The sequence below is a fragment of the Archangium violaceum genome (assembly GCF_016887565.1).
Taxonomy (GTDB): domain Bacteria; phylum Myxococcota; class Myxococcia; order Myxococcales; family Myxococcaceae; genus Archangium; species Archangium violaceum_B.
In genome coordinates this window covers 9,921,488-9,937,062 of record NZ_CP069396.1, presented here as the reverse complement: position 1 = coordinate 9,937,062, position 15,575 = coordinate 9,921,488, and the positions used below count along the sequence as shown (strand labels likewise).

Genomic DNA, 15,575 nt, shown 5'->3' with positions numbered 1-15,575 from the left:
CTGGCTGATTTTCGAGGTCAGTGCGGTGGCGTCGAACCACCGCGAGCTTGTAGGGCCTCTCCGGCCGGGTGCCTGAAATGGGATTCGCGCACAAGGACGCGCGCTCACCGGCCTTCCTGACAGCGGGGCAGCTCGACGGTGAAGGTGGAGCCCTCGCCCAGGCGGCTCTCCACGCGGATGCTTCCGCCCATCGCCTCCACGATGCTCCGGGTGATGTAGAGCCCCAGTCCCAGGCCGCCGGAGTGCCGGTCCGACACGGCCCGCTCGAACTTGCCGAAGATGCGCTCCTGGGCCTCGGGCGCGATGCCGATGCCCTGGTCCCGCACCACCAGCCGCGCCAGGTCCGTCTCCACCTCCAGCCGGGCGATGATGGGACGGCCGGCTCCGTAGCGGATGGCGTTGGAGATGAGATTCGTGACGACCTGCTCCAGCCGCAGCCTGTCCCAACAGCCGGGCACCCGCGTCTCTCCCTCCACCCGCAGCTCCGAGCCCACCCGGGCCGCCTCGGGCACGAACCAGGCCGCCACCTCGGCCAGCACCTCGCCCAGGTCCGTGTCCTCCGGCTCCAGCTTCAGCTTCCCCTGCGACAGGCGGCTGACGTCGAGCAGCGAGTTGATGAGCGTGGACATCTTGTGCACCTGGCGTCTGGCCACGTCCACGTGGCGCTGCAGGCCCTGCGAGCGGGTGTCCCCTACACAGCAGCGCGGGAGCTCGCGCGACAGGGCGGAGAGCTTGAGGTGCAGGGGCGTGAGGGGCGTCTTCAGCTCGTGCGAGGCCACCGAGAGGAACTCGTCGCGCAGCTGCACCGCGAGCTGGGCCTCACGGTAGAGGCGCGCGTTGTCCACCGCGAGCGCGGCGCGGCGCGCCAGCTCCTCGGCCAGCAGTTGCTCCTCGGGACCATAGCGGTGGCCCGGGCCACCGTAGCCGAGGGAGAGCGCTCCGAACGTGCGGCCGCGGGCGTGCAGGGGGACGACCAGCGCGGAGGTGGCCCTGAGCCCTCGCAGCAGCTCCAGGTGCCGGGCGTCGCGCGCGAACCGGGCGAGGGCGTGGTCGGGGATTTCGGCCGTCAGCTGTGTCTTCCCGGTGCGGATGACGGCGCCCGACCCGCCGTTCGAATCGAGGCGGATGGGGTAGCTCCGGGCCAGCTCCCAGGCGAGCTCCGCCCGGCCCGGGTCCACATGGGCCACCGCCAGCCGGCGGATGGAGCCATCCGGCTCGAGCATGTCCAGCGTGCAGCAGTCCCCGAGGACGGGCACGGCCCGCTGCACCACGTGGGCCAGCGTGGCCTCGTAGTCGAGCGAGCTGGCCAGCGTCTCGCTCACCGAGGCGAGGAAGGCCTGGCGCCGCTCGGCACGCCTGAGTCCGGTGATGTCGATGAAGCTGGCCACCACCGCCTGCAGTTGCCCCTGTCTGTCCAGGATGGGCCCGGCGCTGATGAGGAAGACCCGCACGGAGCCGTCGGGCCGATCATAGAGCACCTCCTCCTCCGGCTGGGCCTTCCCGGTGAGCAGCACCCGCGCGATGGGGTACTCCTCCGCCGTGTACCGGCTTCCGTCCGCGTGGATGGCCCGGTAACGGGCGAAGTCCTGGAGGCAGCGCACCTCGATCATCGGGTGTCCGAGGAGCTGCTCGGCCCGGGCATTGACGGCCAGGGTCCGCCCCGTGGGCGCCTCGGCGATGTGTACCGCGCACGGCAGTTGCTGGATGATGGTCTCCATGCGGCCGTGTTCCGCCCTCGCCTGGATCAGCAGCTCCTCCCGCTCCTGCTCGGCGCGGTGCAGCGGGGTGATGTCGGTGATGAAGCCCTCCAGGATCGGGAGCTCGGCCTGGGGTTCCTCATGGATGGCCACCCCCCGCTCCCATACCCAGCGCTCCTTGCCGGTGCGCGTGCGGATCCGGTAGGTGAGGGTGATGGGCGTGCGCGCGTCGAGCGCCATCTGGATGCCTTCGCGCACCCTCCGGAGGTCGTCGGGGTGGATGAGCTCCTCCCTGGACACGCGATGGCTGGTGAAGTCCTCGGGGCCGTAGCCGGTGAGCTCCAGCGCACCCGGGCTCGCATAGGAGAAGGGGTAGCCGGGCGTGTCGTGGCAGCGGTAGGCCATGCCCGGCAGATTTCCCAGCAGGGTGCGCAGCATGCGCTCGCTCTCGCGTGCCACCGCCTCGGCGCGCTCGGCCCGGTCGAGCGCCGCCCGCAGCGTGCGCTCCCGGCGGTGGAGCTCGATGAACATCCCCACCTTGGCGCGCAGGAACTCCGGGTGGATGGGTTCCAGCAGGCAGTCCACCGTGCTCAGCCCACAGCAGCGCAGCAGGTCCGCCCGGTCACAGGCGCTCGTCGCGAGCAGGAGGAGGGGGATGTGCCGGGTCCTCTCCTGGTCGCGCAGGCGCAGGGCCGTCTCGACGCCCACGGACCAGCCCTGGCGCGCGTCCACGAGGATGCAGGCGAGCTCCATGTCGAGCAGGGCCTCGAGCTCCCCGTTCCAGTCGACGGTCTCGTGTACGGGCTGACCCAGGGGGGCCAGCATGGCCTTCACACCCGCCAGGTCGGAGTGAGGCTCTCCCATCACCAGGAGGCGGGCGTCCGCGACCTCCCCGGGCCGGGTCCCCCCGCCCTCGGGTCGTGCCTCGTGCTGCCGAGCGGGTGGGGCCTCGACGTCCGGGTGGGATCCCCACATTCCCTGTCCTCCTCCCCCTGGGAGTTTCCAAGGGGTGACAATACGCCAACCGATGGGGCCCGTCAGGTCGTCCAGGCCGCTCGTACCCCTGTCGGGGTGGGGGGACGCCCGAGGGCCCGGAACCGGGAAAACGGGTCGAAAATGGACCGGAAAATCGTTGTCAGGAAGCCAGGGTGGGTTCCGTCCCTGCCTTCTGGACACCCCCCGTGTGCCTGCTGTCGGACACCCGGGACCGTGTCTTCGGGAGGCTGTCTTCGGATGCCGTCGTGCTACCTTGACCCGCCGTTTCACCGAACCCCACCCTGCCCAGGCGGGGGGCTCGTGCCTCCTGGCGGTGCTCCGAGGTCCTTCCGGTGTTCAACGAACTCACGGACGACGAACTTTTCGCTGAGGTGCTCCAGCGCCGCGCCGCGGGCGAGGCCGTCGGGGCTCCGCTCGGCGCGCTCTGCGAGCGCTGGGCCCGTCCGGCCCGTTACGTCATCTCCAAGATCCAGGCCAGCTACGGCCGCGGCTCCCCGGCGGATGCCGATGAGCTCTACCAGGACGCGGTCGGCAAGTTCCTCGACCGCGGCCTGGACCAGTTCCGCGGTGTCTCCGAGCAGATGCCCGGGCGGAGCGCGTCTCCCAAGACGTTCTTCCTGCGCATCGTCAAGCACGTGGCCATCGACTTCTACCGGCGCCAGCGCGAGGACCTCGCTCCGGCCTCGGCGGACCCCGATGACGTCATGGAGGAGCCACCTTCCGAGGTGGCCCGCGCGGTGGAAGTGTCGCGCCGGCGCGAGGAGCGCACCGAGGCCCAGGAAGTCTACTGGCGCGCCTTCGAGCGTCTCCAGCAAGAGCATCCCAAGGAAGCGGGTGCGTGGGACCTGTACCACCACCAGGACGTAGAGGACCACGAGGAATGCGCCCGACGCCTCAACATCAGCGTGGTCAACTCGTACAAGCGCGTCAGCCGTGCACAGGCCTACCTGCGGCTCTATCTGCTCGACCTCCAGAAGGAGGGCGGGAGGGAGTGAGCCCTTTGTACCCGGAGGAGGGTACGCGATGAATGACACACTCTCTCGTTATCAGGCCCGGCGTGAGCAGCTCGCTCGGGGTGGCGCTCCCAGGAATGACTCGCTCGTGCTGATTGGGGACATCCTCCGGCGCGGCGAGCGGTTGGGAGGAGAGGGTGTCGAGCGGGCCCTTCGGGGCCTCTCTCGCGATGACATCGACGCCTGGCTCCGGGCGCAGAAGCCCGAGACGCTGCAACCCGCGCTCCTTCGCGCCGCGGAGGAGGCCGCCGAGGTGGCGCTCGGGGACGGAGGAGAAGAGGCGGAGTTGTGGCGCACCTCCTCCGTGGAAGGTCTCTCCGCGCGAGACAGGGCCGAATCAGCCCTCCGCGCGATAACGCAGTGGGAATCACTTCATGGTCCGCTCGAGGCAGAGACAGCACGGCGGTTGAATTCGTTTCGCGAGGGCCTGGGACGTCTGGACACCGCACTGCGTCCGAAGGCCCGCTGGTTCATCCCCCTCAACCCGCAGCGCAGAGCCGAGCGCGACATGCTCGATGCCGCCGAGCGGGCGCGGGCCTGGTGGTTCAGCGACCGGGCCGAGTGCGACGACTTCATGGCCGCCCTGGGCAACAAACCCGAGCGGCCGAGTCCCCATCTGGACAGTTGCCCGGCGTGCCGCGCGGACCTGTCGAGCACCGCGTCCGTCGAAGCTCCCCCCAAGCGTCAGCCGCTACACCTGAGCGAAGAGGAGTTGTGGCGCTTCGACATGGGGATGATGTCCGCGAGCGAGCTGGCCTGGGTGGATCGCCATACGGAGGACTGCCTGGAGTGCGCGCAGGCCATCTGGGCGTTGGAGGAGGGGGACGACGCCATCGAGCAGGCGATGGAGGAGCAGGAGCGGCCCGCCCCCGCCGCCCGCTCTTCGCGCTCGGCGGAGCCAGCGCGCAGGCCAGGTGCCGCGCGCCATCCCGAGCAGCGTGATGTGCTGGAGGAGCGGCGGGAGTTCCGCGTGGTGCTCGTCAGAGAGCGTCAGCGGGCCCGGCTCCTGGTTCAACCCCTCGTGGGGCGTCCCGTCACGGCGGCTGTGTTCCTCGCCCCTGGCAAGCCCTCGCTCAAGCCCCAGCAAGGTCCGGAAGGTCTCCAGTTCGATCTCGGCACTGGCGGCGGTCGCACCGCCCACCTGATGGTGCGGGTGGGCAACAACGAGATCTTCGAGCGGGACTTCACCTTCTGAAACACCCGCGATGGACGCGTCGGCAGTGCTCGCCGACGTGAGGAGGGCCCGGCGGCGGAGGTGGTTTCTCGGTGACGGGCGAGGTCTACCAGTACGTCACGCAGTGATGCGTGCATGCACGGTGCCTCGGTTCATCTCGAAGCATGGCGGCGTGTCACGACGCCGCCCTGAGCGGCGTCTTCTCGCGCGAGCCCCAGGCCACGCGACATTCCAGCCGCCTCGAACCCAGAACCTTCCTCCATCCCAGAGCGGGAGCTGCCGCGCACCACGGTCGCCGTTCGTTCCTGACCGTGAGAGCCGGCTGCGATCCATCCATGAGCCATTCCCGAAGTCCGAAGCTCTCCATTCGTTCCGAAAGTCCTCTCCGCTCCAGCGCCCTGGCTGGCCTGCTCGTGGGGATTCTCGCCGCGTGCTCGGCGGCGCCATCCTCCGGGAGCATTCCGGAGGTGGCACCCACGAGGGGTACCTCTATCGCCGGGGTGCTCGCGGACAACAACCCACTGGCCTTGATGGACGACGAGGTGGCGGTGGATGAGGACAGCGCCTCGAGCGTGGTGGACGTGCTGGCCAACGACACCCCTCAGCCGGAGGCGGGTGTGCTGCTGAGGGTGACGGAGGTGTCCCAGCCTGACGAGGGCGGCACGGTGAAGCTGTCCAACGGCCTGGTGACCTTTACCCCGGAGTCCAACTTCAACGGGATCGTGAAGTTCTCGTACACGGTGTCCGACGGCTACGAGGGCACGGCCACGGCCTCGGTGTGGGTGATGGTGATGCCGGTGAATGATCCTCCGACGGGCGTGGACGACACGTTCCCGTTGAAGGAGGAAAGCAGTGCCGCCACGCTGGACGTGCTGGCCAACGATTCGATCGCGCCGGACACCGATGAGTCGCTCTTCGTCGAGGCGGTGACGCAGCCCACCACGGGCGGGACGGTGGAGGTGACGCCCAATGGCGATGGCGTGAGGTTCACGCCCGCGTCCGGTTTCATTGGGTCGGTGACGTTCACGTACACCCTGTCCGATGGCAGCAGCGACACTACGATCGTCAACGTCACCGTGACGGTGGGCGCGGTGGACTCCGATGGTGATGGCCTCGAGGATACGAACGAGGTCGAGCTCGGCACCGACCCGAATGATCCCGACACGGACGGTGATGGGCTGAGTGATGGCCTGGAGCGGGGCCTGACACAGGCCGAGGGTACTGGCACCGACCCGTCGCTCTTCACTCCGGACACCGACCCGTCCACCACCACCGATCCGCTCAACGCGGACTCGGATGGTGATGGCCTCGAGGATGGCAGGGAGGACGCCAACCATGACGGCCGCCTCGGGGACACGGAGTCGGACCCGAATGATCCCGACACCGATCACGGTGGCTCCCTGGATGGCGAGGAGGTCAACGCGGGTGGCAAGCCGTACGACTACTCGGACGATCTGTCCGTCGTGGGCCGTGGCTGCTCCTCCACCGGCACGAGCACGTTGCTGCCGCTGCTGTCGTTGCTCTCCTTGCCGCTGCTGCGCCGTCGCCAGGCGCTCCGCGGTTCGAGGGCGGGGTGGGGGCTCCTGGGCCTGTTTGCCACCGTGCTCGTCTCGGCGCCTGCGCACGCCCAGTCCGCCTCCCAGGCCATCGACGTGCAGCAGTTCAAGCCGGGCCCGGGCTCGCGCGATGTGCTGGGCGTTCACGGCGCCCAGGTCGGGCAGCACCTCGACTGGAACCTGGGCCTCTCCTTCAACTACGCGAAGGATCCGCTCAACTTCCTCAAGCCCCGCACCGGGGACTTCGTCTACGAGATCGTCAGGGACCAGTTCACCTTCGACCTGATGGGCTCCGTCGCCCTCTTCGACCGGTTCGAGCTCGGCGTGGCGCTGCCCATCACCTCCCAGGGCTCCGGTTCCGCCGCGTCCGTGTCCCCCCTCCTCCCCGGGGGCTTGAATGTCACCGGCGTGGGAGATCTGCGCCTGGTACCCAAGGCGCGCCTGCTCTCCACCGACAGCGGGCTGCGCCTGGGTATCGCCGTGCCGGTGCTCCTGCCCACCTCGGGCGGCAGGGACTTCCTCGGCCGCGATGGCGTCGCCGTGTTTCCTCGACTGCTCGGTGAGTGGGGCAGGGACGGAGGCCCGCGCGTGCTCGCCAACGTGGGGGTCAACCTCCAGCCCGGTGCGCGGTTCTACAACCTGAACGCGGGCAACGAGCTCGCCTACGGCCTGGGGGCGGAGCTGCCCTTCCAGCTCGGTTCGCACCGGATCTCCGCCGAGGCCACCCTGGCGGGCGCGCTCGGGCTGAAGGAGACCCAGGTCGAGGAGAGCCCGCTCGAGCTGCTCGCCGCCCTGCGGTACCACTTCACGGACTCGCTGGCGGCGCACCTGGGCGGTGGCCCCGGTATCACCCGTGGCTATGGCACGCCGGCCTTCCGGCTGTTCGCGGGAATCGCCTGGACCGAGGCCCGGCATGTCGAGCCCGTGCGCACCGAGCCTCCGCCGCCCCCGAATCCGGACACCGACCAGGATGGCATCCTCGACGTCAACGACCGTTGCCCCGACGTCGCGGAGAGCTCGAACGGCTTCGAGGATACGGACGGCTGTCCAGACGAGCTGCCTCCCCCGCCGCCCGTGGACTCGGATGGGGATGGCCTGACGGACGACCAGGATCGCTGCCCTCAGGTGGCCGAGGACAAGGACGGCTTCGAGGACGCGGACGGCTGCCCGGATCCGGACAACGACCATGACGGTGTCGCGGACGCGGCCGACAAGTGCCCGGCCGAGCCGGAGACCATCAACGGTGTCCAGGACGAGGATGGCTGCCCGGATCAGGGCAAGGAGAAGGTACGCCTCGAGCGGGAGCGGATCGTCATCCTGGAGAAGGTCTACTTCGCCACGAACAAGGACGTGATCCTCGAGCGCTCCTTCTCTCTGCTGAAGCAGGTGGCGCAGGTGCTGCGTGCCAACCCGCATGTCTCCAAGGTGCGAGTGGAGGGCCACACCGACAGCCAGGGCGCGGATGCCTTCAACCAGGATCTCTCCCAGCGTCGCGCCAACAGCGTGCGCAAGCACCTCGTCGAGCAGGATGGCATCGCGCCCGAGCGGCTCGAGGCGGTGGGCTACGGCGAGACGAAGCCGGTGAGCACCAACGCGACGGCCGCGGGCCGCGACAAGAACCGCCGCGTGGAGTTCAACATCCTCGAGACGAAGGAAGCGCCCTGAGCGCGCTCCGGCGCTACCGGCCGAGCTCCTGCAGCTCTCCCGATGGCGCCAACCGCACCCCCTGGGGCGCATCGAGCGCGAGGGCGAGCATCGCCCGCGCGACGGTGCGCGCCTCGATGGGTCGGCTCCCGAGCGGTCGCAGCAGTGGCGCGAGCACCCGCGAGGCCACGATGGCGGCACGCTCGCCCGGACGGCTCTCGGCGCGCTCTCCGAGCAGCAGCGATGGCTGGAGGATGACGAGGGACTCGAAGCCCAGTCCCTTGAGCGCCTCCTCCACCTCGCCCTTCACGCGGTTGTAGAAGACGCGGGAGCGCGGGTTGGCGCCGAGCGCCGTCACCACCAGGAAGCGCCGGGCTCCCGCCTGCTTCGCGGCCCGAGCGAAGGCCAGCACGGCGTCATGGTCCACGGCGCGGAAGGCCTCCTGGCTGCCGGCCTTCTTGATGGTGGTGCCCAGACAGCAGAAGGCATCATCGACGGGGGGCAGGGGCTCCTCCGCGAGCCGGGCGAAGTCCACCGTCCGCTGGACGAGCTTCGGGTGCTGCCTGGACAGCGGGCGCCGGCCCAGGGAGAGCACCTCCCGGTACCGGGGACTGTCGAGCAGCGTGTCGAGCAGCGAACCTCCGACGAGCCCGCTCGCGCCGGCCACCACCGCGGTGCGTGTTTGCGTTTCCATGCGCGGGATGCTCAGCACATCCCGCGTACTGGCGCCAGGGGCGAGCGCGGCCCCTCAGTGCGAGCTGTCGGGTGCCGCCACGTTCCTGGGGGGCGTGGACGGCGCGGGGATTCGCACGTGCGGTGGCGGCACCGCGCGGAAGCCGTTGTTCAGGAAGGCGAGCACCAGCTGCGCCAGGGGTGGCTCCCGGCGCAGCGCCTCGCCGCACACGTCGATCTCATCGCTCCGGGACAGGCCGTCGCCACGCCGGTAGCGGATGCAGCTGCGGTCGTACTCGGGGCGCTCGTCCTCGCGCGTCAGCTCCCGCTCGAAGATGCCGTGCTTCAACGTGAGCTTCTCCGGGCTCAGCTCGATGCGCACCGGCTCCCTGCCCCACTGCCCCTCGAGGCGGGTGGAGGAGCCCTCCGTCTTGACGGTGAGGCGCAGCGGCAATTGCCTCCAGGTTCCCCGCACCGTGCCGCCGCTGACCGAGAGCGTGTTCGAGTAGTTGTCGCTCCAGGAGCCGTCCGGTTTCAGCAGGGCGCGGTAGTTGCTGGCTTCCACCTGCTTGCGGTTGAACCACACGTCGCCGATGCGTCCGGTGGGCTGCTCCTCGCGCCGTCCCCTGTCCGCGAGCAGGTTGGTGACGGGCACCGAGGTGTCCACCGTCTCGAAGCGCACGGCGCCGATCCACGCCTTGCCCGTGCCGCTCAGCATCAGCCCGGCCATGATGGACCTGGCGTCCTGGGGCACGTCCAGCACCACCTCGTGGCGCTTGCAGGCCGTGGTCCCCACCAGCGCGCGCGACTGCATGTTGTCGAAGGCGAGCGGCTCGCGCGCATCCTCCCCCTCCACCCGCATCCACAGTCCGCTCCAGCCCTTCACGTCTTCGGTGCGCACCACCGCGGAGAAGCGCAGCCGCTTGCCCCGGAAGGCCCCCGCGCCGAAGGCCTGCATGAAGGTGCCGTAGCCGGCGGGCTCTCCCTGGCGCGAGCGCAGCCAGGCACTGCGGTTGCCCTCGCACGGACCCTGGGTGTCCAGGCCCGCCTCGTAGAGCTGGGGCGAGCTCTCGGTGACGAACCACCCCTCGGGCAGGCCCTTCTTGTCGTCGGCGGCCGAGGCGGGTCCGCCCAGGGCGAACGCCGCCAACCACAGGAGCGTCAGGCCGTGCTTCATCCGATCGATCATGGCGGAGTCTCTCACAGCGAATAGGGCCCTTCGGCGTCGAGCGCGCCCTTCGGCAGTCCCGCGTGCCCCTCGTAGCGGGGGACCTCTCCCACGCCCTGGGGGTACTGCACCAGCAGCCCGCGGGCCAGGGCCTCCGAGGCACACGCCTCCTGGCTCGCCAGGTCGGGGCACGCCACCAGCCGCTCCGGAGTCGACGGCAGGTCCATCGGCAGGGCCATCACTGGGAAGTCCTCGTCCTGTGACGGTGTTGGCACGGTCCGCTCGGGGCGGAGCACGAGGAACGACACCGCGGCCGCCGCCGCCACCATGACGCCCGCGGCGGCGGCCAGCCGGGCCCGGTGCCAGCGGGCGGGGCGGATGACCCGAGGCTCCGGGGCGGGGGCCTGGGCCACCTCACGCAGTTGCTCCTCCAGCAGTGCCTCGCGCTGGAGGATGCTGGCGCATGGCGGGCAGTCGAGCGTGTGGGCCTCGAGAGCCGCCGCGGCTTCCGGCTCCAGCGCGCCCAGGACGTACTGCTCGGCGTCGGCCGGACGGATGTGCTGGCTCATGGTGCTTCCTCCTCGAGGGCGCTCCGCAGCTTCTTGCGGACCTCGCACAGGATTTGTCGGACGCGCTGCACGGACAAGCCGACGCGCGCGGCCACCTCGGCGTGCGGCAGCTCCTGACCATCGCACGCCAGTTGAAAGACGCGTTGGGCGCTCGCCGAGCACTGCTGGAGCGCCGCCTGGGCCCGGGAGAGCTGCTCCTCGGACAGCAGGCGCCGCTCGGCGGACATAGAGGGGTCCACCGGATGGTGGGACTCGGGCAGCTCCTCCACCGCGCCCGCCAGGGACTCGCGGCGGACCCGGCGCGCCTCGTCGGCCGCGAGGAACGCCGCCTGGGCGAGGGCCAGTTGTGGCAGGCGCAGCTCGGTGAGCATCCCCTTCTGTTGCTGCTGGATGAGGCGCGCCCACGTCTCCTGGGCGAGCTCGTGGGCCCGATCCACCCGGATACCGCGGGCGAGCAGCGAGACCACCACGCGGTGGTGGTAGCGGGAGACGAGGGCGTCCCAGGCCGCGCGTTCCCCCGCGAGGGCACGCCGTGCGAGCCCGGCCTCGTCCTCACGCAGTCCCTCCAGGTCTCGCACTGGCCGCACCAAGGACGCACCCCTCGCGTCTTCCCGGGCTTCCGTTGGCCCGCCGGGCTCCTCCTGCTCTCCGGTGCCTGGGAAACGTCCCGTGCGGGTGGACATATCGGAAGGGGTGCGTCAGGGGGCTCAATTGACGGCCGGGCTCTCTCCCGAGGCCCACTTCAGCTGGGAGAACTTCACCACGCCCTGGCAGCGGGCACACACCTGCCCCTGTGCGTCATACAGCCGGGCGGAGGCGAAGAGGGTGGTGGTGCCGGCGTTGTCGATGGTGGCCTCGGCGCGCACGGTGTCGCCCCGGAGGGGGCGCTCGAAGCTGATGGAGAGCTGCATGGTGGCCGAGCGGCGCGAGGGATCCAACAGGGCGGGCGTGCAGCCGATGGCGTAGTCGAACATGGCGGAGATGACGCCCCCGTTGATGGCGGCGGTGCCCAATCCGCCCCGGTGCTCCGGGCGGACCTCGGGGAGGGTGACGACCACCTTCTCGCCCTGGGGAAAGCTCAACCGCAAACCGAAGAACCGCATCGTCTGACTCTGGTTGAACAGCTCGGCGAAGCGGTCGAGCTGCTCCTGGGTGGGGCGGGCCTGGGTGTCGGACATGGCGCGACTCTACTGATAGAACATCGTCCATGCCTCGACTGTCGCGCCTGCTCTTCCTCGTCCTGCTGGCCGTGTCCGGGTGTGGGAGTCTCCGAGGCTGTGGTGCCTCCGAGGAGCCGCCCATGGCCCCGGCCGCCTCGACGCTGGATGCCTCCACTCCCAGTGTGGTCACCCCGCCACCCGAAGCGCGCTACGCGAGGAACTGGCTGGTCATCATCCACTCCTCGGCCACGCCGGGGGAGGGGACCGGGGCGCTGGCGGCGCTGAAGAAGACGGGCCTGCCCGCGGAGCCGGACCGGCTGTCCTCCAATGCCTTCCGGAACCTGCGTCCGTGCCTGGAGGTGGTGGTGGCCAAGGCCTTCGCGGACAAGGCGGGAGCCGAGGAGTACCGGAAGCAGTTGTCGGAGGCGGGCCTGGAGGCGTACGTGAAGAACGCCGGGCCGTTGGATCCCAACCGCGAGGAGAAGGCGGCCACCTGCCGTGCCGAGGCCCAGGCCGCCGCCGAGCGCGCCGAGGCCCGGAATCAGGGGGCGGTGCCGCGTTTCGTGGAGGTGCACGACGGGCGCACCTTCATGCTGCTGGGGGCCGCGGAGGACCAGACCGGGCTCTCGCCCGTGGATGAGCGCCGGAGCCTGTGGATGGCGCCGGCCGAGGAGGATCCGACCGGCTTCTTCACGAAGGGGGACGACGTGGACCTCTACGGCGCGGCCGGAGCGGTGCAGGCCGGGTGCAAGGTGTCGGGGTTCGCGAGGATCAACCGGGGCAAGCCGCACTTCGGCTACTTCCAGCAGCAGCCGCCGCCGGACGCGCCGGGCTGTGGACGGGCGTGGACCTTCGCCGAGCTGGACTGCGCGATGACGCCGAGCGACGTGGTGTTCGCCCTGCCCGCGGGCACGAAGGCGCCGGTGTTCTACGCGGCCGGGAACGAGGCCTCTCCCGAGGTGCTGGCCGCCCAGGAGGACGCGCTGAGGCGGTCCGCCGGCTTCGCCACGCTGCTCGCCGAGGGCCGGCTCCGGGCGGAGCAGGTGCAGGAGGAGCTGAACGAGGACGTGAGGGGGTTCGGCTTCTCCTCGGAAGGGCGGCACGTCGTCTTCATGATGGTGCGCTTCATCACGGGCGAGGGGAACGCGGAGTGTGGCGGCGACTACAACGAGCAGCTCACCCGGGCCGTGGTGGTGGGGCCGGGCGGCGAGGAGCGGGTGCTGTCCGTGAAGGACCTGGATGGGGGCCGCGTGGCGGGCGTGATGGACCTGGAGGGGGACGGGCAGGTGGAGCTGCTCCTGCACGACTCCTGGCCGGCACAGACGGCGCGGGTGATCCGCGAGGACGGCTCCGAGGTGGCCGGGGCGGTGGTGGAGAACTGCGACTGCGGGTGTTGATGCCGCCGGTGTTCCCCTCCGGCGAGAGGCTTCCTGGGAGGGCGGGCGGGCGAGGACCACCGTGGAACGTCCTTCCCGGCGGGCGGAAACTCGTTAGAAGCAAGGTTTGCCTCTAGAAAAGCACCTTGCCTTGAACGCCGACGAACTCCTCAAAGACCTGAACGATCCCCAGCGGGAAGCCGTCCTCCACGGGGATGGTCCACTCCTCGTGCTGTCCGGTGCGGGCAGTGGCAAGACGCGCGTCATCACCCGCCGGGTGGCCCACCTGGTCCAGGTGCGCGGCGTCGCCCCCTGGCGCATCCTCGCCGTCACCTTCACCAACAAGGCCGCCCGGGAGATGAGGGAGCGGCTCGTGCATCTGCTCGGACTCCAGGCGCACGAGCTGGTGGTGAGCACCTTCCACTCCTCGGCGTCCATGATCCTGCGCCGCGTCCTCCGGGAGCAGTCGGTGGCGGAGCTGCTGGGGCTCACTCCCTCGTTCGTCATCTACGATGACGGGGACCAGCTCCAGCTCATCAAGCGCGCGATGCGCGAGGTCCGGGTGGACCCGGTGATGCAGCCGAGGGAGATCCTCCACCGCATCGACCAGGAGAAGAACGCGGCGCGCCTGCCGGATGACATGGCGGTGGACACGGAGGATCTGCGCGGGATGGTGGTGCAGAAGACCTACCGGGCCTACCAGCGGCTGCTGCGCGCGGCGAACGCGGTGGACTTCGGAGACCTGCTCCTGCTGCTGGTGGCGCTCTTCCGCAAGCGCCCGGACGTGCTGGAGCAGTACCGGCGGCGCTTCCAGCACATCCTGGTGGACGAGTTCCAGGACACCAACCCCGTGCAGTACGAGCTGCTGCGCCTGCTGGCGCCGCCGCCGCGCGCCAACCTGGTGGTGGTGGGCGATGACGACCAGTCCATCTACCGCTGGCGCGGAGCGAGCGTGGACAACATCATCGGCTTCCCGCAGGCGTATGCGGGCGCCCGGGTGGTGAAGCTGGAGCAGAACTACCGCTCGGACCAGAACATCCTGGACGCGGCGCACGCGGTCATCGCGCGCAACTCGCGGCGCATGCCGAAGAAGCTGTGGAGCGACCGGCCCAAGGGCGAGATCCTCACGCTGCTGATGAACCGGGACGAGCGCGCCGAGGCCCAGGAGGTGGCGCGACGCATCCACGAGCTGCAGCGCGAGGGCTTCATCAAGTACTCGGGGATGGCGGTCTTCTACCGGACGAACGCGCAGAGCCGCGTGCTGGAGGAGGCGCTGCGGCTGGCGCGCGTGCCGTACACGCTGGTGAGCGGGCGCAGCTTCTACGACCGGGCCGAGGTGCGTGACGCGGCGGCCTACCTGCGATTGATGGTGAACCCGCGCTCGGACGCGGACCTGCTGCGCATCATCAACACGCCGGCGCGTGGTATCGGCGACACCACGGTGGAGCGGCTGGTGGACTGGGCCAACCAGGCGGGGGTGAGCCTGTACGAGGCGACGGCGGCACCCGAGCGGATCGCCGGCCTCAACTCGGCGGCGGTGCGCCGGCTCTCCGGCTTCCACGCGGTGGTGTCCTCGCTGCATGCCTGCGCGCAGGAGTCGAAGGACGCGGCGAGCGCGGTGGACCAGATGCTGAAGGAGACGCACCTGGTGGAGTCGCTCGTCACGGAGGGCAGTGACGAGTCGCTGACGCGCGCGGAGAACCTGCGCGAGTTCCTGGGTGCGGCGCAGGAGTTCGACCTCAACCGGGCGGCCGCGGCGGTGGCGGCCTCTTCGGTGGGAGACGAGGAGGGGGAGGACGCCGCGCCCACCCCACCGGAGGAGGACGGGCTGGACTCCTCGCCGCTCACGGCGGACGTGCCCGCGCTCAACGCCTTCCTGGAGCAGATCAGCCTGGTGGGCGAGGCCGACGCGGACGTGGGAGAGGGCCGGGTGGCGCTGATGACGCTGCACGCGGCGAAGGGGCTCGAGTTCGACGCGGTGTTCATCACCGGGCTGGAGGACGGGGTCTTCCCGCACTCGCGCTCGCTGGCCGCGGATGATCCGGACGGGGAGGAGATGGCCGAGGAGCGGCGGCTCTGCTACGTGGGCTTCACGCGTGCGCGCAAGCGGCTCTTCGTGAGCCTGGCGCAGTGCCGCTCGCTGTTCGGCGAGCTGCGCTACAACCCGCCCTCGCGGTTCCTGCGGGAGGTGCCGCAGTCACTGTTCGGTTTCGCGGAGCAGGACATCGAGACGCCCGCGCCGAAGGCGGCGCCGATGGTGCAGCGCAAGCGCAACTGGGGCGACGAGGACGACGGACCGCGGGTGGACCGCTCCTACTCGCAGACCTCGGACATGGACGGGGTGGGAGGGGACGTGCGAGGGATGCGGGTGCGCCACGAGCAGTTCGGAATGGGGAAGATCATCTCGGCGGACGGCAACGGACCCAACGCGAAGGTGACGGTGGACTTCGGTGGAGCCGTGGGTCTCAAGCGAGTCATCGCCCGCTTCCTGCTGCCGGGCTGAGTCCCTCCTCTCCCTCTCCCTCTGGGAGAGGGTCGGGGTGAGGGTAT

11 protein-coding genes are annotated in these 15,575 nt (G+C 70.2%); 5 read left to right on the top strand and 6 right to left on the bottom strand.

Annotated features, from left to right (window positions below; translation table 11 throughout):
* Positions 1–104 precede the first annotated feature (104 nt).
* The gene (locus JRI60_RS39595) at positions 105–2,672 is read right to left on the bottom strand and encodes an ATP-binding protein (protein ID WP_204221198.1); all 2,568 of its coding nucleotides are present in this window, start codon (positions 2,670–2,672) and stop codon (positions 105–107) included.
* 353 nt (positions 2,673–3,025) lie between these two features.
* On the opposite strand from JRI60_RS39595, the gene JRI60_RS39590 reads away from it, so the two are divergent.
* The 3 genes from JRI60_RS39590 (at position 3,026) to JRI60_RS39580 (ending at position 8,101) form a co-directional block, all read left to right on the top strand.
* Entirely contained in the window at positions 3,026–3,688 is a 663-nt protein-coding gene (locus JRI60_RS39590) for an RNA polymerase sigma factor (RefSeq protein WP_204221197.1), read from the top strand.
* A 28-nt stretch (positions 3,689–3,716) separates the two neighbouring features.
* Positions 3,717–4,901, top strand: coding sequence for a hypothetical protein (locus JRI60_RS39585; protein WP_204221196.1), 1,185 nt, complete (start codon positions 3,717–3,719; stop codon positions 4,899–4,901).
* Positions 4,902–5,347: 446 nt separating this feature from the next.
* Positions 5,348–8,101 carry an Ig-like domain-containing protein gene (locus tag JRI60_RS39580; RefSeq protein ID WP_204221195.1) on the top strand — a complete coding sequence of 918 codons (2,754 nt, stop codon included), beginning with the start codon at positions 5,348–5,350 and terminating at the stop codon, positions 8,099–8,101.
* A 13-nt stretch (positions 8,102–8,114) separates the two neighbouring features.
* Here the strand turns inward: JRI60_RS39580 and JRI60_RS39575 are convergent, their stop codons facing one another.
* From JRI60_RS39575 to JRI60_RS39555, 5 genes are all read right to left on the bottom strand, one after another.
* Positions 8,115–8,774 carry an oxidoreductase gene (locus JRI60_RS39575; protein ID WP_204221194.1) on the bottom strand — a complete coding sequence of 220 codons (660 nt, stop codon included), beginning with the start codon at positions 8,772–8,774 and terminating at the stop codon, positions 8,115–8,117.
* A gap of 54 nt (positions 8,775–8,828) precedes the next feature.
* Positions 8,829–9,941: an AraC family transcriptional regulator gene (locus JRI60_RS39570; protein ID WP_204221193.1), complete on the bottom strand. Its 1,113-nt coding sequence runs from the start codon at positions 9,939–9,941 to the stop codon at positions 8,829–8,831.
* A gap of 11 nt (positions 9,942–9,952) precedes the next feature.
* Positions 9,953–10,489 carry a zf-HC2 domain-containing protein gene (locus JRI60_RS39565; RefSeq protein ID WP_204221192.1) on the bottom strand — a complete coding sequence of 179 codons (537 nt, stop codon included), beginning with the start codon at positions 10,487–10,489 and terminating at the stop codon, positions 9,953–9,955.
* Positions 10,486–11,076 (bottom strand): RNA polymerase sigma factor, encoded by a 591-nt coding sequence (locus JRI60_RS39560; RefSeq protein WP_239470001.1) that lies wholly within the window; start codon positions 11,074–11,076, stop codon positions 10,486–10,488. The genes JRI60_RS39565 and JRI60_RS39560 overlap by 4 nt, the downstream gene beginning before the upstream one ends.
* A 120-nt stretch (positions 11,077–11,196) precedes the next feature.
* A complete protein-coding gene (locus JRI60_RS39555; protein WP_204221190.1) occupies positions 11,197–11,667 on the bottom strand; it encodes a PaaI family thioesterase in 471 nt (156 codons plus the stop codon).
* Positions 11,668–11,696: 29 nt separating this feature from the next.
* Between JRI60_RS39555 and JRI60_RS39550 the strand changes: the two genes are divergently transcribed.
* Positions 11,697–13,046, top strand: a complete 1,350-nt coding sequence (locus JRI60_RS39550; protein WP_204221189.1) for a hypothetical protein — start codon at positions 11,697–11,699, stop codon at positions 13,044–13,046.
* 130 nt (positions 13,047–13,176) lie between these two features.
* Positions 13,177–15,528, top strand: coding sequence for an ATP-dependent helicase (locus JRI60_RS39545; RefSeq protein ID WP_204221188.1), 2,352 nt, complete (start codon positions 13,177–13,179; stop codon positions 15,526–15,528).
* Positions 15,529–15,575 lie beyond the last annotated feature (47 nt).